Raw genomic sequence first — 21,419 nt, 5'->3', positions numbered from 1 at the left:
CTTCCTCATTCACGAATAATCCCCGAGTCCACCGCGTCTCAACCGGCCCAGGCATGCAAGCCCATCCCCTCCGACTCGCGCCCGGCGACGACCTTCGCGTCGCCGTCGAAGACGCGCTTCGTCAACGCGACCTGCAAGCGGCCTTCGTCGTCCAGGGCATCGGCAGCCTCCACGTTGCGGCATTGAGGTTCGCTGGCGCGCAAGCGCCGACGGAAATTCGCGGCGACCTCGAAATATTGACCCTCGCAGGCTCCGTCTCGCCCGATGGCGCTCATCTGCACATGTCGATCGCGGATGCGCGCGGGCAGGTGTTCGGCGGTCATGTGGCGCGCGGCTGCACGGTACGCACGACCGTCGAGTTGTTGCTCGTGTCGGTTCCGGGCTATTCGTTCGCGCGGGAGCCTGATCCGCAGACGGGTTTTATGGAACTCGTGATTCGCGGCGGCGGCGCTCCGCAGTCCGGCTCCGCCTGATCACGCAAAGGCGCTATCGCTTCGCGCGCCGGTAGCCGCTCAACGCCCCGCCAACATCCGCCCGCCGACCCCCACCAACAGCATACCCGCTGCCGTATCCAGCACGGCCTTGCGCCGAACCAGCGTGCGCCGAACCGACGGATGCGAGGCAAGCAACGCCATCGCGCAGTACCACGCGCACGAAATGCCGATCGACAGCGCCACGACCGCGATATCGAGCCACAACGGCGCATGCGCGGGCACCATCAACGCAAAGATGCTGCCGTAGAACGCGATCGACTTCGGGTTGGTCATGCTGACGAAATAGCCTTTCTTCGTCGCAGCCCAGCCGGACGCGGCGGCGAGCCCAAGGCCGGTCATCATGCCGGCGCTTAGCAACAGGACGCCCGCAAGCGCAAGCAGGATGTTGGCGGAATGCAAGATGAATCCTCCGTGGCGGGCCGGTATGGGTCCGAGCGATCGCTCCGACGCTTTCATCATACCGGCGCGCTTCGGGCCCGGCTGACCGTGTCCTGATATGGGGAGGTCGGGTTTACTGTAATTGAAAGAGTGTGCCCTTCCGAAGCATGATTCGTCGTACGTTGTACGATGAATTTCAACGTTGCCCGACAACTTGGTTCGCGAGCTCGCGGAGTCGGTTGCCGGCGAGGCTGCCGCATGGTCGGCTCGCAGCCAGAAAATAACCTTCGAGACCCAGTCCCATGCTGGGCAAAGCATTTCTCTTGCAATGCGTTCTCGAGATCCGGCCGGGAGCCGGATGGTTGCGTCGAAATAAGTTGGGTGATCTTTGGTTTTCCGCCCTCGCGCGTCGGCAGTGGAAGCTCCCGATTTCAGGTTGTACCTTATACGATGTCTTATAACAAATATTGATGGTCCACATGCCCTGACGCTTTCCCCGCCGCATCCGCGCGAAGGGCGAGGCCTGCCAGGAACACGCAGTGGATCCACTCCCAAGGAGATAACTTATGAAGATGCGCTCAGTCCGAGAGCTTGCGGTCCTCGGCCTGTTTGTTCTGACCGTCGCCGGTTGCGGTGAGGGTAATAACATTTCAGGTCCAGGTACGAGCTCGACCACGCCACCCACCAACCCGACTTCGCCGACCTCCCCGGTCTGGACGCCCGGCCGCTACGCTGGCGACACGAACCTGCCGGATTCGCCGTCTTTGCCGGCGGACACCCAGGTTTGCTCGACGCTTCAGGCAAGCAATAACCTGGTGAAGAACGCGGACGGCTCGCTGCCGCTCACCTCGGATCCGACGCCGGTCACCTACGGCGGCGCAACCACGGCGCTGAACAACCCCGACCAGGCGCGTATCCAGGCCGCGCTCGACGCGTGCGGCGCCGCCGTGGACGCGGAAGTCGGCGCGAAGATTACGCAGGCCGATCAGCAGGCAGCCGCTACGCAACAGGCGGCCAATAATCCGAACGTCAACATCGCGGGTGCATCGAGCGAAACGCTGTCGAACCCGACCTACAAGGCCACCAAGTTCGCGGTGCGTCTCGTCAAGAACAGCGGCGGCGCCGGCAATGCGTTCCTGAGCGGTCCGCTCGTTCTGCCGTCGGGGGTCACGCTGTGGATCGACGACGGCGTCACGCTGTTCGCGAGCCGCGACGTGGTCGTCTACGACAAAACCGCGCAGGATCGGCCGAACGCGATCACCTGCGGCGCCGCGATCAACAACCCGGCCGGGCTGCCCGCGCCTGTCGGCACCGCCAACGCGGGCGCGGCGACCATCGCGGGCACGAGCGGCATGCAGAACTGCTATCCGCTGATCCGCGGCACGCATACGGTCAACGCGTCGATCATGGGCACGGGCTCGATCGATGCGCGTGGCTATATGCCGCTGATCAGCTCGTCGCCGCAATATCCGACGATCCGCTGGGCCACCGGCGTCACCGAGGCGTTCACGTATTCGGGCAACAACATCACGGGCGTGACGACGCCGAAGTTCAGCTGCACGAACACGATCGCCGCTTACCGCGCGGGCACGCTTGCGCCGGAAGGCACCGCTTGCGATGTGGTCACCGCGATGGGCAAGACGACGCTGACCACGCCGGCCGTCACCTATGTGGTGAACCGCCAGGCAACCAGCATCCCAGGCGGCTACACGGTTACGGGCGGCGGCTGTACCGCTGGCACGGGCGGTTGCGCACGCTGGGTGCCGGCAAGCTGGTGGGATATCTCGTACCACGGCAACAAGGACATCGGCGGCGGCCCGTACAGCTTCCAGGGCAACCCCGGCGTGCTGTGGATGCAGCAGTCGAAGAACCTGTCGCTGTATCAGATCACGTTGCGCAACAGCACGTTCTTCACCGTCGAAGCCGACGGCGTGGACGGCCTCACCGTGTGGGGCATCAAGATCATCACGCCGTTGCTGCCGGATGCGGCGAACCAGGCGAGCGTCGGCATGAACAACGACGGCTTCGACGGCGTCAGCGGTTCGTACTCGCACCTCTATACGGGCGCGACGATCGATGCCAGCTCGACGGGCGTGAAGAACACCGACGGTGTCGACCCGAGCGTTGCAGCGGGTCCGGAACACGCGGCTCTCGGCACGGGCAGCAAGACGACGTCAGCAGGCCAGGTGTACTTCGACGGCTACGTGAAGAACGTCGCGATCGTGTACAACTTCCTGAGCCCGTCCGACGACAACGTCGCGTTCAAGGGCGGTCTGCAGGATCCGCGTCCGGCGGCGGCACAGGGCGCGACGACGCCGGCCAACATGCTGTGGGCCATCGACGGTAACCGCGACGTTTCGTCGAACCGCACGTACGGCATCACGGTGGCGCACAACCACAACTACAACGGCCATGGTCTGTCGATCGGCAGCCCGACGAATGCAGGTGTCCGAAACATTCACTTCTACGACAACTACTTCGACAATATCTACGACGGCACCAATTCGTCGACGGATATGGGCGTCGTGGGGCTGCGTATCAAAAGCGGTCAGGCACGCGGCGGCGACGTCAGCAACATCTACTATGACGGCGCATGTATGCGTGGCGTGAAGGATTTCCTCGTGTTCGACATGTACTACACGGGCCCGAGTGCCGATCCGATCTCGTACACGGGGTTGGGGTGGCTGGTGCCGAGCTTCCACGACATCAACCTCAGCAACATCCGCATGATGAACATCCCGGCCAACAAGACTGCGGGCAAGAACGGCGGCGGCGGCCTGACCTTCCGCGGTCTGCATGCCGACACGGCATACGCCAATACGCAGAGCGTTATCCAGCTGAACCTGGATAACGTGGTCGCGGACAAGGATGTCACGATGTCGATTGCGAACCTGAGCAAGCCTGTCGTGAACATTGGCGCGCTCGATGGCTCGACGCAATCGAAGGCCGCCAACGCCACGCTGAACCTGGGCGCGAACGTGAGCCTGATTGGCTCGTCGATGGCTCACGGCACGGGCGGTATCCTGACGAACACGTCGAGCGGCGCGGGCAAGTACACGACCCCGACGAACACGTTGAACCTGACCGTCAATGGCAGCGACGACGCCGGCGCCGCGGGCGACACGAATCCGGCGGCCACGATCGTCTCGCAGAATGCGAAGCTGTCGCTGTGCGATCAGGCTTCGTCCTGGCCGGTCTTCCCGAATGTGAAGTAAGCGTGGTTGCTTGAAAGACCAGGACTCGCGGTGTCAGGCTGCGGGTTTTTTTTAAGCCTCACGGGTGACTGTGGGGCTTATTTTCTTTTGGGCTGGCGCGGGAAGTCATCATTCCGCGGTATTGCCATGCGCTCGAACCAGCTTGTGCAGCAGGTTGGCCGGATCGTCGGCGCAGCCCGCATTGGTGCGTTCGCGAAAACGCGTCATCGATACCGACAAGCCGAGGCCGAATAACAGCAGCCCCAACACCGCGACGCATCCGAGAGCAATGTTGTTCATGGCAGCGGCTCCTTGTCAGGCAATCGACGCACGCCTGTTTGGCGAGAATCAGGCGGCCCCCATTCTCGCACGGGCCGGCACGCGAGGTCCGCGCGGCTGGACCCCGCAAAAACGACGGCGCCGCGATCGTTCCAACACCGATCGCGGCGCAGCTTACTACTCAAATACGTGGACTACGGCCATGCTTAGTCTTTGTGATCGAATTCCGGCAGCGCACGCGTTCCTTCAATCGCGACCGAATGCAGCAGCTCAGGCTTCAGATCGAGCAGACGCAAGATCGTCGGCGCGACCTGCGTGGTCAGCACCGGCTCGTCATTGACCTGCCCGGCGTGATGCGTGTGAGGCACGTACATCACGAGGCCGAGATGGCTGTCGTCGGGCGCGTTGCCGCCATGCTCTTCGTCCTTGGACGTGCTCGACGTATAGATGACGCCCGGGTTCGGTTGAACGATGATGTCGGGCGTACGGCCGCGCGACGGGTCGCCGAACCGGTTAGCCAGTTGCGGGCCGGACAGGATGTACGCCTGAGGGCCGTCCGCGCAAATGCCGGGTGCGTTGCAGCTCAGATTGGCTTTCAGCGTCTTCACGACCGAAGACACCTGGCTTTGATCGCGCAGCCAGATCAGGCCGACGTCGTCGGTCTGCACGAAACCCGTGCCGACAAGTCCGGTGCCGTCGTTGAGGTTGCCGCTCTTCGTAGCGGCCTGCCCGAAATTGCCGCCCGAATCCAGGTAGTTGTTGGCTTCGAGCAACTTGGTCAGCGTATCGCCGTTCTTCACGAGCTTCGAATGATCGGTCGGCGACTGGCCATGCTTCGCGGTCACGATGATCGCCGTCGACGAATAGAGATTGCGTTGCTTCAGTTCGGACACGACGCGTCCCAACGCGTCGTCGATATACGCGATCGCGCCGGCGACTTGCGGACCCGGCGTGAAGCTCGCATCCAGATAGCCGCCGCCCGACGCGACCGTGGCCTTCTGCGCGACGCTCAGCGTCTGGAAGTTGGCGCCGAACACGGTCGGCACCGCGACGTTCTTTTGACCTGTCGAATCCTGGCCATCGATTTCATGGATCAGCGATTGCACGTGGTAGTTGTCGAACTTCTCCGTGTGCGTGTACGTGTCGAGGTAGTAGGTATTGGTATCTGGATCGATCGAATTTATTTCGGTGCGCGAAAGGTCGTCGACGCCCGCGCCCGACGGTCCGTTGAGCCAGTCGTAGCCCCACGCGTGTTTGTCCGCCCACGCGGTGCGCGCGCCGTTGACGTTGCCCTTGATAACTTCGAAAACCGTGTTGGTCTTCAGATAGTTGTGCGGATAGACGGACGTACAGACGCCATTGACGAGCGCATGCGGAATCGCCTGCGGATTGAACGCGCCGCCGCCGTCGAGATGGATCAGCGCGCCGCCGTTCTCGCCGTCGATGCCGGTCGTTTCATCGAAAACGACATTCCAGCCGGTCGGGCCCGTGCAATGGGTATCGGAAGGCGCATAGAGCGTGCGGTCGTAGGAGACGTCGTAGAACAGCCCCGCGGACTTCGGCGAGCCGCCGGTCACGAGCGCGGCGAGGCCCGGAAACGAATCCGACAGTCCCGGTGTATGCGCGTTCGTATAGGTGGTGCCTGACTTCGCGAGCAGCGCCAGGTTAGGGCACGTATTCGCGCCGATGCAACGCGCGACGTCCTGCTCATGCAGACCGTCGAAGCTGATCAGCAGCACATGCTTGACGGACGCGCGATCGCGATCGTGATCGTGATCGCAGCCGGCTGTTGCGACTGCCGAGTACAACCCGGCGAGCAGTGCGACGGCAGCGCACATTGCGCTTTGCTTACGCTTCCATTTCGTGATCGGTTTCATGTCTCGTCCTTTTGTTTGACAACGAATTTGGGTAGTGCGGGACGAATTTGAACCGTAAAAAAGTCATTTGCGTGACCTGAAATTAATATTTGGCAATACTGAGGTGTTAAGGTCTTGTTAAGCTTGGGGTGATCCATTCGACGCGCATGCGCTGTGAACCTGATTCGATTCCGCGCGTGATTTTTCGCGAGTCGGCAAGCATAAAAATGGCACGGGCTATTGCAGACCCTGCCGTTTCGCCGGTCGGGTAGTCGAATACCGCCAGGCGTCATCCCAGTGAATGAATCAAGGCCTGATCCGTCACCTGCACCGGGCCTGACCTTGATCGATTGACTATAAAGCGGCGGCAGCGTCGAGCAAAACTCGTCGAGGTCTCCTTGTGGCATGCCGGGCTTAACGTATTGCAAAGGCGACGGGTTTACGTGGGGCAGTGGACTTTCCATCGTCGAACCGTACGCGCCGAGTTCAAGCAGGCCTTGCGAACCGCTGTCGGGGCCGAGCGCCATCACGAACGTGCAGTATTGGTGGAAGCAGCGGCCGCCGCGCGGCGGCGCCGCCGTCCGTGCCGCTCGCGCCATGCCGGTCGCCGCGATCGCCGCGCCCGCACGCGGCATGACGCGCGCGCGTTCGCCTAGTGCGCGGCCGGCTCCTGCGTGATGGAATCCACGCGGTCGGGATAGAACGCAAGGTGCTCGCGGATCGGCGCGACAGCGTCGTATGGGTGCTCGTAGGTCCACACCGCGTTGGTGCCGCGCTCGCCGGCCGAAGGAATCGAGAAGTATGCGCATTCGCCCTTGTACGGACAATAAGTGGCGTGCGCCGTGCGTTCGAGCCGGGTCATGTCGACGTCCTTGCGCGGGATGTACAGCACGGCCAGATAGCGGGCTTCGAGCAGCGTCAATGCGTCGTGCGTATCGGCAATCACGTGACCGCCTGCCATGACGATCACGCGCGCGTGGTGGTGCTCGATCATGATTGGATGATCCGGGCCGGGGATCTTGACGGGTTTGTCGTTCGGGACCGAATGAGTGGACATAACGAGGCTCCCTGCGAAAGTGGGGCTGCGAGGTTTCGTGAGTCGACGGCGATGTTCGTCGCCGAACGCCACGCAAGCGACTGAAGATCGCCCGTATTGCCGTACTACTTCCTTTCAGGTATTTCTATCACATACTAACGCAGACCTTCCAGGTGCTGTGAGCGGCGCAATGCCCGTCGGAATTGCATCAGTTGCGTGCGCGTGCTTTTGTGCAACGGGATGGCGACTTCGCGGAAGACGAACACGATCAGCCGACTGACAGGAGCGCGTCATGCTCGTTGGATATGCCGTGTATGACCCTGCAAGTGAGCCTGCAATCTCGTCGACAAATGGCGAGGTTGTTTGACTATGCCGGCGCTTCGGAAGTGTTGGTCACTTCGCGCATTTGGGGCGTGTGCCGCTCTAACCTTGAACCTGTTGTCCTGCCCTTCGCACGCACAGGTCGCGCCGAGGCAATTGTCGAGCAATACCGTGATTGGCGGCAATGTAAAGCAGCACGCAGACGCTGTGCTCGCGATCATGACCTACACGACAGTCCCGGACGTTACGACCAGTAACCTGTCGGTCAACAACGGCCTGACGGGTAATCCCGGCTTTGGGCAGACGCAATTTGGCGGCGGCTTCACCCTCAGCAGGTCGTTTCCGTTGTACATGGAGGGCACGCTCGCCTACAGCCGCTACGATCCGATCTTCATTGCCACGGATGGCGCCCAGCAGCGTGCGGTGCCGACGAAGTGGAACACCTTCAGTGGCACGGTCGGCCTGGGGTGGGATTTCCGCATCACGGACGAACTGGTATTCCGTCCGATCTTGAACGGCACGATTGGGCGTGTCTCGAGTGACCTGAAGGTAGGGCAGACCCTCTTCAATCGTGTCACCGACAGCAACCTGCAGTTCCTCGAAAACGGCTCGCTGAACGCCTACGGCTATGGTGGCTCCCTGATGCTCGACTACGAGCATTACCGCGAAAACTACGAAATCGACGCCGAACTGCGGGCAACCGATATTTACCTGCGCAGCTTCGGCGGTTCGTCGGAGGCCGTTCAGGGCTCGGCCATGGCGCAGCAGGTGAGCCTATGGACGCGCTGGCGCGCGCCCACCGGCTGGCACGCGCTGGACCGGCCGGTCCGCTATGTGCTGGAAGCCGCTTACTCGCATTATTTCGGCGATAGTGCCGGCGTGCTGGGTTTCAACGACCTCACGTCGCTGGGAGTCGGCCTCGAACTCGACAGCAGCAGGTATCCCGTCATCGTCACCCGTACGCGGGCGATGGTGCGCTATGTGTTCGGTCGCAACGTGCACGGGGTGTCGTTCGGATTCGCGATGAGTTTCTAGCCGGGCCAGCTTGCCGGTCCAGCAACGAGGCTCGAACCCATGCGCGCGATCCAATGCTTCTCGTTCTCGCGCGGCCATGCGGTATAGCGCTTGCTCGGCCCAGACATGAATCGATCAAGGGAGCCGTGATGAACGACAAACCGAAACAGCCCGATGCCGGCGGCAATCTGCCGGGCACGTTGTAGCAGAACCAGGCCCTGAACGAAGGGCCAAAACGAAGGGCCAAAACGAAGGGCCAAAACGAAGGACCTCCTGCCATGCGTACACTCGGACAGAGCCGGTCGACGAAGCGGATCGACAGCGAGCCGGACATGCGCCTGCAGAAGATAGAGATTGCCGACTTCCTCGTAAGCTGGACCGTCATCCGGGATTCGGAAGGCGCCTTCCAGTGGGTCGTGGTCGTGACGGAGCGTGGCGGCGAGCATCACACGATCTTCGAGCGACGCGGGACGTGCGGCCACGTGTCATGGGACGACGCGCTCGACATCGCGGCCGAAACCGCGCGCCGCGTTGCGGCCGGGCTCGTCGAGCCGGGTGAGCCGGCGAAGACGAAACAGCGGCGCGGGCGCACGCCGGGTGCATCGCGCCCTAATCGTTGATGCGCGATCGCGGGCGGCGCCCCGTGGTGTCAGTAGTGTGTGCTAGTTCCATTGACGCCGCGTCTGTGCCGCGCGACGCGACCTCGGCAGCCAATGCCGCAACGCGAACAATACAGTCGATCCCAGCAGCAGCGTGGCGATCGGAAACGTGCCCGCGGCATTCACCGCAATGTCCATCGGGCGCTCTCCGAGCAACTGCATCCGGCGGCGCGTCATCGCGGCGCCGAGCGACTGCAGTTCGTTCTTCAGCACGCGCTCGGCGTCGGGCAGCAGGATGGTTTCCTCGTCGGCGACATGATGAGCGACTTCGCGGATCAGTTGATAAAAGAGCCCGTCGTAGGCGGCGTTTTCGGGGCCCATCCCGCGCAGCTTCGCGATCGTTGCGCGCATCTCGTCGTGCTCGGGACGGCTTTTTCTCAGTGCCTCGTCATTGCCGAGCGCGCGGTCGAGCGCCGGGTAGAAAATTTCCTCCTCGAGCTGCGCGTGGATATCGAGCGCGTCGCACACGCCGTTGACGATCGCGCGTTTGCGCCACCACGGCGTGGACGCGTGGTATCGGTGCGAAGCGGCGAGCACGTGCATATGGTCGAGGCGGATCATCGACGTAATCGACGGCGACAGCGATGAGGCGTCATTGGACATGGCGTTTCTCCAGGGAAAGGGTGCCGGCGGATACCGCATGCGCCATTCCCGCTGCCCAGCAATCGATCAACGCGGTGCCGGCTGCCGCGAGCGGAGTGCGTTGCTGCTCGTGAGGGCGCTCAACGCGGAGTCCGCGGCATCCGCCGCACGGGCGAACAGGTCGTCGACGATTCGCCGCGCCGCGCTATATCCGCCCATCAACGCATCGGCCTCGGTGTCGAACGGCCGGCTGCCTCCAATGTCGACGCGCAGCGGCGAGAACGTTGCGACCGCAGCGCCCGCCTGATAGATGTGAACGACCGCCGCGTAGCGTGTGCGTACCGCCGCGCGCCCGGCGGGGCGCAACGTGAAATCCGCCTCGACGGTCACCTCGATCGTGAACCCGTGGTATTCGTAGGTCCGCCTCATCATCATGTCCTTCGTCGCGTGAGTGTGTGATCGTGCCGGTGCGCGATGATCATGCGCGACGGGCGCGGCGCTAATTGCCGCCTTGCGCGCTCGAGCGGCGCTGGCTCCGTGCTTCGAGCGTAGCGAGCCGCGCTTGCGGCTGCAGCGCCGGGGGCAGTTCGGCGTTGGCCTCGATGCGCGCGCGCCAGTAAGCCGGCGTCGCAATTCCCGTGCCCTGCCAGTCGACTCGGTCGCATTGAACGAGTCGTTCGAGGCGCTGGACAATCGCGCTGATGTGCGTCAATTTCGTTGTGACGTCGTTGTGATTACGCGCAGCTTTCACAGGTTCTCTCCCCGTTTTGTTATCTCCAGCTTACTCGTCGTTCACAGTAAGTCATACCGGCTTGATGACATGTCCGAAAACGCCGGATTCAGCATGCTCGCATTTGCAAAAAAAAAAGTACATCGCAGTGAGTTGTCGGAGACAGCCGCATTGTGGACCGCCCCGTCCACTCTCGCGCCGCAGTTTGCGGGACCCACATTCGACGAACCGACGCGCCGGATTGCTTCTACGCTCGACTGTTGGTGTGACGTCGTGATGACAGCGTGTGCAAATGAAGTTCGCGCCGTCGTCGGTTAGCCGGTCGACTTCTGATCTGGATCAAAATAGCAAAAGGCGGTGTGGTGATCGCGCCGGCGCTCGGGTACCCTCGTTGGAAATCCCTTTGTGCGTGGCACGATGAACGTGGTGACTATCGCGAGGGAGAGCGAAATGCCTGATGTCGGACAAGGCTCGTGCGCTACCGATGCACGCAAGCGCGGCGCATCCGCGCGTTGCGATGGTGATCGCAACGCGGCTCACGCAGCGAAGAATCGGCGCGCGGCAGCGCTGCGCGGAACGCTCGTGATGACATTTGCCGTCGCCATGATGGGTGGATGCGCGACGTCGGCCGAGCGCACCGATGTGCAGCCTTCGGGTCAACAGACGTGCAATGTGGCCGGCAAATTCTGCAACACGTTTTTCGGACCTTGACGGAAACGCTCCCAGCGCGTGTCGGCGCGCACGGCACGTTCCTGACCGGCCCGCGTTCGTCTGCAATCGGACGACCGATGTTGGACGTGTCGCGGCGCGCGCGTTTGCTCGGGCGTGTCCATGGCCTTCAGCTTGTGGACAGCGAGCATCGGTTGGAGGAGCATGGTCGCCTGGATACGCTTGAAGGGGTATGCGGCGATCGGACAATTCCACCCCACCATTTACGCGCACGAGCGAGGCAACCAGTCGTCCTATTGCAGGAGGAAAGAAATGCTCACGCGGAAAACCAAGGACATCGTCAAGGCCACGGCCCCGGTTCTGGCCGCGCACGGCTATACGATCATTCAACTTTTCTGCAGACGGCACTTCGAGGCGCCAACAAGCACGCGAGCCTCGACGTGAAAGCGGAGCACTATCCGATCGTCGGCGAACATTTGCCTGGCGCGATCAAGGACGTGCTCGGTGACGCCGCGACCGACGACATCCCCGCGTGGGCGCAGGCATACGGCAATCTCGCGGACGTGCTGATGGGCATGGAATCCGAATTGCGCGAAACGCGCGCATCGCAGCCAGGCGGCTGGACCGGATGGCGCACGTTCGTCGTCAAGGAGAAGCGGCCCGAGAGCAGCGTCATCACGTCGTTCATTCTCGAACCGAAGGACGAACAGCCGGTCGCGAACTTCGAGCCGGGCCAGTACATCGGCATTGCGGTCGATGTGCCCGCGCTCGGCCTGCAGCAGATCCGGCAATACAGCTTGTCCGACGTGCCGAACGGCCATAGCTATCGAATTTCGGTCAAGCGCGAGAGCGGCGAGGCCGGGCGGCCGCCGGGCTATGTGTCGTCGCTGCTGCACGATCACGTCGAGGTATTCGGACTGGATCTGTTCGCTGAATGACGCATACGGTCGTGCCGCGCGACGGCTGCCGCGGAAGCGACAAGCAGGAATGCAGTCACCGTGACCGGGAGTGCGGCATGAAAGTGCACCATCTGAACTGCATTTCGACTTGCCCGCTGTGCGGCAAGCTGTTCAACGGCCACCCCGATTCGCTGATCCGCCGCGGGCATCTGACCTGCCATTGTCTGCTCGTCGAAAGTCCGGCGGGGCTCGTGCTCGTCGATACCGGTTTCGGTTTGCGCGATGTCGCCGATCCCTATTCGCGCCTCGGCAAATTCTTCCTGAGGCTGCTGAAGCCTGAGTTCCGAAATGAAATGACGGCGATCAGGCAGATCGAGCGGCTCGGTTTCGACCCGGCCGACGTGCGCCATATCGTGATGACGCACCTCGATTCCGACCATGCGGGCGGGCTCGACGACTTTCCGCACGCGACGGTGCACATGCTCGCGAGCGAGCGCCAATACGCGGCGCAGCAGAAGACGTGGCTGGACCGGCAGCGCTTCAGGCCGCAGCAGTGGTCGTATCAGAACATGTGGCGCGTGCATTCGCCGCAGTACACCGAGCGTTGGGAGGGCTTCGCCAAGGTCCATCCCATCGAAGAACTCGCGAGCGAGATCGCGCTCGTGCCGTTGCGAGGCCATACCTATGGTCACGCGGGCGTCGCGGTACACGGCGATGGCGGCTGGTTGCTGCTCGCGGGCGACGCCTATTTCGACAGCGGCGAGCTCGACCCGGTGCGCCCGCATTGCGCACCCGGTTTGCGCTTCTATCAGTGCATGCTCGAAAAGGATCGCGCGGCGCGACTGTACAACCAGCGCCGCCTGCGTGATCTGGCGAAGCGGGCGAGCCCCGCGTTGACGATTTTTTGCAGCCACGACGTCGACGAGTTCGAGCGGCTCGCGGGACGTTCGGTGGCGGTGCCGGCGGAGCAGATGGCGTGATGCTCGCAGGCTTGCGCGCGCGCCCGGTGCTTCGCGGATCGCTCACGTCTTGCGCCTCGCCGAGGCATCGTGCGCGGCGGGGCGCGTTTCCTATACTGCCTTTGTCCTCCGTTTGGATTCCAGGGGACATCGTTCTCAAATGCGCTTGCGGCGACCATGCCGGTTGAAGGCTGGTGGCTCTTTTTTGCGCGAGCGCATTTCATCGATCCGGCCGCCGCAGCAGCGCGGCCGCGAGCAGGCCCGCGCCGAGCGCCACGTAGACGTTCCCGAGCGAGCGGCACGACAGGTGCGCCTCGAATCCAGGGGTAAGCCTGTTGGGCACCACCTTGTAGTCGACCACATACGCGCTCGCCACGGTCGTGGCCGCGGCCACCGCGGTCGCGCCGGGCCGTCGCGACGGGTCGGGGCCGGCCATCCGGTCAACCAGTTGCTCGAACATCATTGCCCAGAAGATCGCGGCTGCCTGATGGATCGCGAAGCCGGTCACCGTATGCCGGATGCTGAAGCCGCGTTCACGCAGCGCGCGTTGCGGCCACAGGCAGTGGGTGACGGCATTGATCGGCGCGAGCGGGCTGCCCGATGCGTCCGTGGATGCCGCCGCGGCTGTTGCCGCCGACATGCAGCCGGCCAACAGCCCCGATGGGACGGCTCGGCGTAGCGTCGCACGGGTGGCCTGATACCACGGAGAACCGATTTTGTACTCAAGCGTTTTCATGGCAGGGCTCCGGTTCGGGCGCGCAAACGCACGCCCCATGATCGCGGACAGCGGTACGCGCGAGGAGCAGCATGGCGCGTTCCGCGCGGACGATGCGCAGGAATGCCGGCCGAAAATCGTGGCCCCACTGCGATACGTAGTGCGCTTCATCGACGACGACGAGTTCGATGCGTTGCCGGGAACGCGCCCGCAATGACGCTGCGGATGATGTCCCGTTGGCCCGGGCGCAGCCGGCTGATCCCGAACACTTCGCGCAACGTCCTGCGCATCGCGTTCAGACGGTCGGACGTGTCGCGCGGGATGGAGGTGTCGGTCATGAAGTTGGCGGTTGGCTTGCGGCACGGCGAGTCAGCCTGCGACGCAGCAAACATCGTACCGCGACGCGCCGCCGCAGCCGGGAACGCGATGTGCTAATACGTCATGACGTGACATTTATGGCCAAACGGGTGGACTCATGAACAAGGAAGACAAAAGCGACGCGTATCCCTACGCGTCGGGCGGATGGGGGTCGGTCAAGGCGGTGGCGACAATCCTGCTGCAGGAAAAAGCACCGCTGAAGGATAGCCAGGTTCTGATGCATCAGAATAAGCCCGACGGTTTCATGTGTGTCAGCTGCTCGTGGGCGAAGCCGGCCGATCCGCATACGTTCGAGTTTTGCGAAAGCGGTGCGAAAGCGACCGCGTGGGATCTGACGGCCAAACGTGTAACGCCCGATTTCTTCGAGGTCCACACGGTCAGCGAGCTCGCCAAATGGCACGACCACGATCTCGAGGAAGCGGGGCGGTTGACCGAGCCGCTGCGCTACGACCCGGCTACCGACCGCTACGTGCCGGTGCCGTGGCAGCAAGCATTCGATGCGATCGGCGCCGAACTGCGCACGCTGGACCCGGCCAGCGTGGTGTTCTACACGTCGGGCCGCGCTTCGCTGGAAACCTCGTACATGCTGCAGCTTTTCGCGCGCATGTACGGCACGAACAATCTGCCCGACAGCTCGAACATGTGCCACGAAAGCACCAGCGTCGGCCTCAAGGAAGCGATTGGCGTGGGCGTCGGTACGGTCTCGCTCGACGACTTCGAGAAGACCGACCTGATGTTTTTCTTCGGCCAGAACGTCGGGACGAATAGCCCGCGCATGCTGCATCAGTTGCAGGACGCGCGCAAACGCGGCGTGCCGATCATCACGTTCAATCCGCTACGCGAGCCGGGGCTGCTGCATTTCGCAAACCCGCAGTCAGCGTTGGAGATGCTCACACCCAGCGATACGCAGATCAGCACGCAATATCACCAGGTGAAGACGGGTGGCGATACCGCCGCGATCCTCGGCATCTGCAAGCTCGTCATCGAAGCGGACGATCGCGCGGTGAGCACGGGCGACGCGCGCGTCGTCGACGTCGATTTCATCCGCGAGCATACGAACGGCTACGAGCAATTCGCTCAGTACGCGCGCGACGCGAACTGGGACGACATCGAGCGAGTGAGCGGATTGCCGCGCGACGCGCTCCAGGCCGCCGCCGACGAGTACATGAAGGCAAACGCGGTGATCATCCATTACGGCATGGGGCTCACGCAGCATCGAATGGGCGTGCAGAACGTGCGCATGCTGTGCAATCTGCTGCTGCTGCGCGGCAATATCGGCAAGCCGGGCGCGGGGCCGTCGCCGGTGCGGGGGCATTCGAACGTGCAAGGGCAGCGCACGGTCGGCATCACCGAAAAGCCGGAGCTCGCGCCGCTCGATCAACTGGCCAGCCAGTTTTCGTTCGAGCCGCCGCGCGAGAAAGGCATGAACATCGTCGAGGCCTTCGAGGCGATGCTCGACGGCAAGGTCAACGCGATGATCAACCTCGGCGGCAACCTCGTGCGCTCGGTGCCCGACCGGGTGCGCACCGAACCGGCGTGGGCCGCGCTCGGGTTGACCGTCAACGTGGCGACCAAGCTCAATCGCAGCCATCTGGTGCACGGCCAGCGCTCGTATCTGCTGCCGTGTCTGAGCCGTATCGAGATCGACCGGCAGGCGGGCGGCGCGCAGGCGGTGTCGATGGAAGACAGCACGGCGCACTTTCATGGCTCGCGTGGCATGGCCGAACCGGCCGCGCCGACGATCCGCTCGGAGCCGTTCATCGTCGCGGGCATCGCGAAGGCGACGCTCGGCGAGCGTTCGAGCGTCGACTGGGATGCATGGCGCGACGACTATTCGCGCGTGCGTCTGGAGATGTCGAAGACATGGCCCGAGATGTTCGGTGATTTCGAGGCGCGCATGTGGACACCCGGCGGCGTGATCCGGCCGCTGCCGGCGCGGGAGCGCAAGTGGAAGACCAAAAGCGGCAAGGCCGAATTCATGGTGCCGACTGCGATCGGCGAAGATCCGGACATGCCCGCGCGTGAGCCCGATTCGCTGCGGTTGATGACCTTGCGCAGCGACAGCCAGTTCAACACGACCATCTATGGCCTCGACGACCGCTTCAGAGGCATCAAGGGTTCGCGCATGGTGATTCTGATGAATCGGGCCGACATGGAGAAGCGCGGACTCGCGCACGGCGACCGCATCTGCCTCGAGACGATCGCGGACGACGGCGTCGAGCGGCACGTCGACGGACTGACCGTCGTGCCGTTCGACGTGCCGCAGGGATGCATCGGCGGCTATTACCCGGAATGCAATCCGCTGCTGCCGCTATGGCACTACGCGAAAGAGAGCAAGGTGCCGGGCGCGAAGTCGATTCCGGTGCGCGTACTGGCGGCCACACCGGTGATCAGTGCTTCGTAGATACAAAGAGGCCGGCATCGTTACCTGTGCCGGCCGCTGAATTACACCCGGGCAGCGCGTGAAGGGCATGATAAGCGCGTGCCCATCTCCATCATAGTCGGGCCAGGGGCCCTTAACGGGCGCGCAGGGTGTTGGTAATGCATGAGTTGCGTACAGAGCCGAACCAGCAAGCTGGCAAAGGACGAGAGCCTAAAGTTTCGCACCGGCTGTGGCGCGCGCAGCGCTATCCGTGATGTCCGTTACCCGGCATTGAAGGACAGCGCACGACGCCACATAGTGTTCGGATACTGCGACGTCCCCTACGGATTTCGGGGACAGCGTTTCTCCAGAAGCGCTCATGGCATTCCATCGCTGCCTCCGGGCTGTGGTTCGATTTGCCGGCAACCCGGCATCGTCCGTTTCATCGCGTCGGCAGCCCTCGCACGCGACACGCAGTCCATGCGTGATGTCCGCGACCTGTGCGCGCGCCTCATCGAATTGCTGAGGAAGGGTTGAGAGCAGTCTATTGCTCAACCAACCAGGGTCTCGCGGCCAGCGATTTGCCGACGTCATGAACGAATCGCCGGCAAACGCCGTCGTGCATCACATGCGCCTACGGCGATGAACAGAATCCGGGTAGCCGCGACAATCGCCGGTCTCCCAGGTATGGCTGCGCGGGTTGCGCAGCCATACGGGGTTATTTCGAAAGCTGGGTCGGGACTTGCGTCGACGCTTGTGTCGGAAGTTGCGGAATCTGTGGAAGCTGTGGAGGTTGCGGAAGCTGCGGTCCACCCTGTGAAAGCTGCTTCGTGGACGGTTGCCCGGCGGACGCTGGCTGCTGCGACGGCAATTGCTGCGGCAGATTGCTTTGCGCAAGCACGGATGTGCTGGTAAGGAAGGCGAACAGTACAAGGAAGGTCTTTTTCATTTCAATTCTCTACAGTTGGTTGTCTTGGTTTTGACGCGAATAGCAGCCGCGAGCCGTATCAACGCGCGGCCAAGGTTGCCTTGTAACGCCAGGACGCTGTTGCGGTACTGAAGTCGACGGGGCTACCCGACGCTACGTTGTCTGACGGGAGGAAAGCCGACGAACTAGTCACCCCGCCGTAGTTGTTGAACGCTTGCCGCTGGGCTTCCACGCGGGCTAACACCGCCTGAAAGTCCATTGCATGTTGTGTATTGGCGCCCGTGTGGTCATGGTAGCCGACCGTTTGACGCTGAACCGGTTGCACAGCCGCTTGCTCATAGGTTTGGGGACCGCTGCTGCTAGCGAATGCGGCGGTCGAGAAGGACAAGATCGACGCGACAACAGGGACGGGGATGAAGGTCTTCGACTTTGGCATGATCAGACTCAATATCGAGCGTCGGATTCAGGAGACGCGGTGTTTGGGGAACAACGGTCTGGCGAGGCATGAGTGCTGTTTGCCAGTTCGTTGGTGCCAGTCTAGTCATTTACGGTCGGCTTACAAGCATCTACGGGGCAACGGATAGTTGCCGTCGCTGCAAGCTTGTAGCCGATTGCGCTGAAGCAGTGTGTGCTTCTTTAGTGTGTCCGGAGGCAAGGGCGGTGCGGACTGTCTGAATGACACGCAGCAATTCGCTTCGACGGTATCCGCTGGTCGTTGCACAAACGAGATCAGCCGTCGAGCATGCGCGTTTCCATCGCCGTTCGTCGACAAGACGCTACTTGGGTATCGGAATACGTCCGCTTGCTGTTCTTATGTCAGCGATTCGCGATTCACGCAAACCGTGTATTGAAGATCTCGCAACTCATAATTGCGCGCGTCGAATGGCGGCGCGCTTTGCTTATACTGCGTCCACACGAAACGGGCTTCGTTTTTACGCAGGAATACTTATGGCACACCAACTTACGCTCCACGCCGGTTCATCGAACACGGACGTCATTCACGACATCGTTCAGCACGCGTTGCGCAGCGCTGCTACGGCCTCCACCACGAATGGAGCTATCGATGTGCTTGGTCAGGCGCTACTCGAGGTCGAGCGCCTCGCCGCGCACCCGAGCGTCCTGACGCACTGAGCCCGCTGCGCGTCTGCGAACTGGCCGGGAGTCGGACCGGCAGCGCAGCGCACGGCGTACCGCCGATGGCGGATGCAGCGCGGCTCGATTTTTAGAATCAATATTGACCAATCGCGCGAATGTGATAATATTATCACATAATGGCCCGTCCCCGAAGTTGCTGTAGGCGAGTCGCCGCAATGCCAGCGCACGCTGAATCAACCGTGGAGATGTCACCCATGACTGCTCAACCAGACCTGAACGATTCGCTGCATCGGCGGCAGGAATGACGCGCCGATCGCGCTTCTTTTTCGCCTTGCTGTGCTCGTTCCCGCTTGTTGCGACGGTCTGCGGTTGTTCCACGACCGTGATGCCCACGCCGCGCGTCATCGCGATTGTCGTTCCCGCGATGCCAGCACCGGCAATGATGTCGCCGCCCGATCCGATGGCGCGTCCATTGTGGATCGAAGTCACCGGGCAACCCGGCGGCCAATCGCAGACAGGCACCAGTAAACCGGCGACGCCGCAAGACCCGTCGCGCCAGCACGGTGACGACAGGCGTACCCACAGCGCGGCTAGCGGCGCGACGCCGATCTGACGGATGCGCCGCGCGGCGACCCGGCATCGCCGGCTCCTGCGGTTAAGACAAACACTTCCGCCGATGCTTCGGCTCAACGACGAAAGCCACTCGATCACTCGCCCAGTGGGGGCGCTTATGACTGTATACCATCGTCAATCTCTGTTTTGGGGCGCCGTTGCGTTAGCGGCCGGCGTGTTGCTATGGAACCTGCGTGCCGTTCTCACGCCGTTTCTGCTCGGTGCGCTCGTCGCATACATTTTGCAGCCGGGCGTGGAGTGGCTGGTACGCCATCGCGTTCCGCGCGGCCTTGCGGCGCTGGTGATGATGTCTTTGTTTGCTCTGTCCGTCGCACTCGTCATGCTGCTCATGTGCGTAGTTGTCCAGAAGGAAGGGCCGGAACTCATCAGGCAAATTCCATTTATCGTCGCAAAACTCGATGGATGGCTGAAGCCGCGTCTGGCTTTTCTGGGACTGAATTATTCGCTCGATGTGACGAATATCCGCGAGGTGCTGGCGGCCCGTCTCAAAGCGGACGGGCAGGGCGCGATGCTTGCCGTATGGCAGTACCTGCGCACCAGCAGCAACGTGATGATCAATGTCGTGAGCAATGCGGTGCTGCTGCCACTCGTCCTGTTCTATCTGCTCTATGACAGGCACGAGGCGTTCGCGCGCATGGCGAGCTTCGTGCCGCGGCGCTGGCTCGGCAAGACACGGGAATTCGTCGGAGAGATCGATTGCATGATGTCGCAGTACCTTCGCGGGCAACTGCTGGTGATTGCAGTGCTCGCGGTGTTCTACCCGGCTGTGCTGACGATTGCAGGGTTGGATCTGGCGGTGCCCGTCGGCCTGTTTAGCGCGCTTGCCGTATTCGTTCCCTACATCGGCTTTGCGACCGGCCTCGCGTTCGCGCTCCTCGCGGCGCTGCTGCAATTCGGTGACTGGTATGGCCTGGCCGTGGTGGTCGCGGTGTATGGCGTCGGCCAGATTCTTGAAAGCTTTGTGCTGACGCCGAGACTGGTTGGCGAGCGCATCGGCCTTCATCCGCTCGCGGTCATCTTTGCGTTGCTGGCGTTTGGGCGGCTGTTCGGATTCTTCGGCGTGCTGCTCGCGTTGCCGGTCAGCGCCATCCTCGCATCGGCATTGCGGGAACTGCGCCACCGCTATCTCGCGAGTGCGCTTTACCAGGGCTGACCGGCATCGCGATCGCCCGATTCGATGTCCGGGCACCTGCCCCGCCTACCCACCAACCCGACACCGCACCGGGCGGCCGCACCTGCGATGGCGCGGAAACGCCGCGCTAGTTGCACTGTCACGGCAAGGTCGGAGCATCGGGAACGGTGGGCAGTGGACGTCGCGCGATCCGCTCGGCCTCTACACGTGTGAGACCGAACGCCTGCAACACAATGGCGGCGGTTCGCTGGGCAAACTTCTCCTCCTTCGAGCGAAGCACCTTTCGCGCACGAACGGTCCGCTTCGACGAGATGGCCAGTTGCAGTTCGGCGGCAATTCCCGCGAGCACCGTGCCAATCACGGTGATAACGGACATGAACCGGTCCGCGATCACAAAACGCCTTTCTGAAATGCCCTTCTCGCTATCGCGCAGCAGGCGCAGGCCGAGACCCCTGCTGAGCAGGCGCGACGACAAACCTTCGCGAATGAGAAGTTGCCCCCAAACTGGCTCGCGGTAGGCCCGCAGGAGCGTGTGACGGACTGAGACGGCGATCACTTCCGCTGGATCGGACAACCCCGCGGCGAGGCGATCGAGCGTATCCGCAAATTCCTCGAACAGCCATTCGATGAGCGCCGTGAAGATGCCTTCCTTGGATTCGAAGTGGTTATAGAAGGAGCCGAACCCGACGTCGGCTGCCTCGGTGATTTCGTTAATCGTGACGGAGCTCAAACCCTTGGCCGCGACCAGTTTCAGCGCAGCGTCGAGCAGGCGCGCGCGCGTCTCGCGTTTGCGACGGGCACCGCGCGGATAGCTTCGATTGATCGGGTCGCGGGACGCACTTGGCGCCTTGAGAGAGCGTCCGCGGCTCGCGCGCGGTTTGGGGGCTTGTGGCATGTCGGCTCCGTAGTCGTGGTTATTCGATGTCTGGATTCTAGATTTTTATGTCATAGTTGACAATATGCTCAGTATTGGGTCTAATCTCATCCGAGCCGCCGACAACCGGACGAACGAAGGACCCAACGATGCCGACGGAGCGAAAAAATTCCGTTAGCGGTCGATCCCAAGTCCTCGGCCGGAACTGACAGACCAGCAGATCACCGGGCGG

The 21,419-nt window shown here is 62.6% G+C and carries 20 protein-coding genes and 2 pseudogenes; 8 read left to right on the top strand and 14 right to left on the bottom strand.

Annotated features, from left to right (window positions below; genetic code table 11):
- Positions 1-53: 53 nt before the first annotated feature.
- The gene (locus OKW37_RS38455) at positions 54-473 is read left to right on the top strand and encodes a PPC domain-containing DNA-binding protein (RefSeq protein WP_184023491.1); all 420 of its coding nucleotides are present in this window, start codon (positions 54-56) and stop codon (positions 471-473) included.
- A 39-nt stretch (positions 474-512) separates the two neighbouring features.
- Here the strand turns inward: OKW37_RS38455 and OKW37_RS38450 are convergent, their stop codons facing one another.
- Positions 513-896, bottom strand: coding sequence for a LysE family translocator (locus OKW37_RS38450; RefSeq protein ID WP_429402519.1), 384 nt, complete (start codon positions 894-896; stop codon positions 513-515).
- 542 nt (positions 897-1,438) lie between these two features.
- Between OKW37_RS38450 and OKW37_RS38445 the strand changes: the two genes are divergently transcribed.
- A complete protein-coding gene (locus tag OKW37_RS38445; RefSeq protein WP_429402149.1) occupies positions 1,439-4,087 on the top strand; it encodes a glycosyl hydrolase family 28 protein in 2,649 nt (882 codons plus the stop codon).
- A 111-nt stretch (positions 4,088-4,198) separates the two neighbouring features.
- Here the strand turns inward: OKW37_RS38445 and OKW37_RS38440 are convergent.
- The 4 genes and pseudogenes from OKW37_RS38440 to OKW37_RS38425 form a co-directional block, all read right to left on the bottom strand.
- Positions 4,199-4,366, bottom strand: a pseudogene (locus OKW37_RS38440) (MAPEG family protein); the annotation flags it as partial.
- 185 nt (positions 4,367-4,551) lie between these two features.
- The gene (locus OKW37_RS38435) at positions 4,552-6,222 is read right to left on the bottom strand and encodes an alkaline phosphatase family protein (protein WP_429402151.1); all 1,671 of its coding nucleotides are present in this window, start codon (positions 6,220-6,222) and stop codon (positions 4,552-4,554) included.
- Positions 6,219-6,836 (bottom strand): hypothetical protein, encoded by a 618-nt coding sequence (locus OKW37_RS38430; protein WP_429402153.1) that lies wholly within the window; start codon positions 6,834-6,836, stop codon positions 6,219-6,221. Before OKW37_RS38430 ends, OKW37_RS38435 begins: the two co-directional genes overlap by 4 nt.
- Before the next feature lie 17 nt (positions 6,837-6,853).
- Positions 6,854-7,258: a DUF427 domain-containing protein gene (locus OKW37_RS38425; RefSeq protein ID WP_184059155.1), complete on the bottom strand. Its 405-nt coding sequence runs from the start codon at positions 7,256-7,258 to the stop codon at positions 6,854-6,856.
- A 348-nt stretch (positions 7,259-7,606) separates the two neighbouring features.
- On the opposite strand from OKW37_RS38425, the gene OKW37_RS38420 reads away from it, so the two are divergent.
- Positions 7,607-8,593, top strand: coding sequence for a hypothetical protein (locus tag OKW37_RS38420; RefSeq protein ID WP_184059269.1), 987 nt, complete (start codon positions 7,607-7,609; stop codon positions 8,591-8,593).
- Positions 8,594-8,850: 257 nt separating this feature from the next.
- On the top strand, positions 8,851-9,192 hold the full coding sequence (locus tag OKW37_RS38415) for a hypothetical protein (RefSeq protein WP_244144713.1): 342 nt from the start codon (positions 8,851-8,853) through the stop codon (positions 9,190-9,192).
- A 42-nt stretch (positions 9,193-9,234) separates the two neighbouring features.
- On the opposite strand, the gene OKW37_RS38410 is transcribed toward OKW37_RS38415, so the two are convergent.
- From OKW37_RS38410 to OKW37_RS38400, 3 genes are all read right to left on the bottom strand, one after another.
- Positions 9,235-9,834, bottom strand: coding sequence for a hemerythrin domain-containing protein (locus OKW37_RS38410; RefSeq protein WP_184059153.1), 600 nt, complete (start codon positions 9,832-9,834; stop codon positions 9,235-9,237).
- A 66-nt stretch (positions 9,835-9,900) separates the two neighbouring features.
- The gene (locus OKW37_RS38405) at positions 9,901-10,242 is read right to left on the bottom strand and encodes a hypothetical protein (RefSeq protein WP_260321081.1); all 342 of its coding nucleotides are present in this window, start codon (positions 10,240-10,242) and stop codon (positions 9,901-9,903) included.
- Positions 10,243-10,312: 70 nt separating this feature from the next.
- Complete coding sequence (locus OKW37_RS38400; RefSeq protein ID WP_184059151.1) at positions 10,313-10,564, bottom strand: hypothetical protein; 252 nt, start codon at positions 10,562-10,564, stop codon at positions 10,313-10,315.
- A gap of 960 nt (positions 10,565-11,524) precedes the next feature.
- Between OKW37_RS38400 and OKW37_RS38395 the strand changes: the two are divergent.
- Both OKW37_RS38395 and OKW37_RS38390 read left to right on the top strand, forming a co-directional pair.
- Positions 11,525-12,123: pseudogene (locus OKW37_RS38395) on the top strand (nitric oxide dioxygenase); the annotation flags it as partial.
- 104 nt (positions 12,124-12,227) lie between these two features.
- Complete coding sequence (locus OKW37_RS38390; protein ID WP_429402158.1) at positions 12,228-13,091, top strand: MBL fold metallo-hydrolase; 864 nt, start codon at positions 12,228-12,230, stop codon at positions 13,089-13,091.
- A 199-nt stretch (positions 13,092-13,290) separates the two neighbouring features.
- Here OKW37_RS38390 and OKW37_RS38385 read toward each other — a convergent pair whose 3' ends face one another.
- Both OKW37_RS38385 and OKW37_RS38380 read right to left on the bottom strand, forming a co-directional pair.
- Positions 13,291-13,806, bottom strand: coding sequence for a hypothetical protein (locus OKW37_RS38385; protein WP_184059265.1), 516 nt, complete (start codon positions 13,804-13,806; stop codon positions 13,291-13,293).
- Between the two features lie 146 nt (positions 13,807-13,952).
- The gene (locus tag OKW37_RS38380) at positions 13,953-14,123 is read right to left on the bottom strand and encodes a hypothetical protein (RefSeq protein ID WP_409259280.1); all 171 of its coding nucleotides are present in this window, start codon (positions 14,121-14,123) and stop codon (positions 13,953-13,955) included.
- Between the two features lie 137 nt (positions 14,124-14,260).
- On the opposite strand from OKW37_RS38380, the gene OKW37_RS38375 reads away from it, so the two are divergent.
- Entirely contained in the window at positions 14,261-16,567 is a 2,307-nt protein-coding gene (locus OKW37_RS38375) for an FdhF/YdeP family oxidoreductase (protein WP_429402161.1), read from the top strand.
- A gap of 676 nt (positions 16,568-17,243) precedes the next feature.
- On the opposite strand, the gene OKW37_RS38370 is transcribed toward OKW37_RS38375, so the two are convergent.
- From OKW37_RS38370 to OKW37_RS38360, 3 genes are all read right to left on the bottom strand, one after another.
- On the bottom strand, positions 17,244-17,474 hold the full coding sequence (locus tag OKW37_RS38370) for a hypothetical protein (protein ID WP_184059279.1): 231 nt from the start codon (positions 17,472-17,474) through the stop codon (positions 17,244-17,246).
- A 58-nt stretch (positions 17,475-17,532) separates the two neighbouring features.
- Positions 17,533-17,889, bottom strand: a complete 357-nt coding sequence (locus OKW37_RS38365; protein ID WP_429487798.1) for a hypothetical protein — start codon at positions 17,887-17,889, stop codon at positions 17,533-17,535.
- Between the two features lie 644 nt (positions 17,890-18,533).
- Positions 18,534-19,238, bottom strand: coding sequence for a hypothetical protein (locus OKW37_RS38360; RefSeq protein ID WP_429402163.1), 705 nt, complete (start codon positions 19,236-19,238; stop codon positions 18,534-18,536).
- A 40-nt stretch (positions 19,239-19,278) separates the two neighbouring features.
- On the opposite strand from OKW37_RS38360, the gene OKW37_RS38355 reads away from it, so the two are divergent.
- Positions 19,279-20,334, top strand: a complete 1,056-nt coding sequence (locus OKW37_RS38355) for an AI-2E family transporter (RefSeq protein ID WP_429402520.1) — start codon at positions 19,279-19,281, stop codon at positions 20,332-20,334.
- A 118-nt stretch (positions 20,335-20,452) separates the two neighbouring features.
- On the opposite strand, the gene OKW37_RS38350 is transcribed toward OKW37_RS38355, so the two are convergent.
- A complete protein-coding gene (locus OKW37_RS38350) occupies positions 20,453-21,208 on the bottom strand; it encodes a TetR/AcrR family transcriptional regulator (protein WP_429354785.1) in 756 nt (251 codons plus the stop codon).
- Positions 21,209-21,419 lie beyond the last annotated feature (211 nt).

Source organism: Paraburkholderia sp. MM5482-R2, assembly GCF_050436125.1.
GTDB classification, from domain to species: Bacteria; Pseudomonadota; Gammaproteobacteria; order Burkholderiales; family Burkholderiaceae; genus Paraburkholderia; species Paraburkholderia tuberum.
Note: the sequence above shows the minus strand (reverse complement) of the source record. Positions and strands in the feature narration are given on the sequence as shown.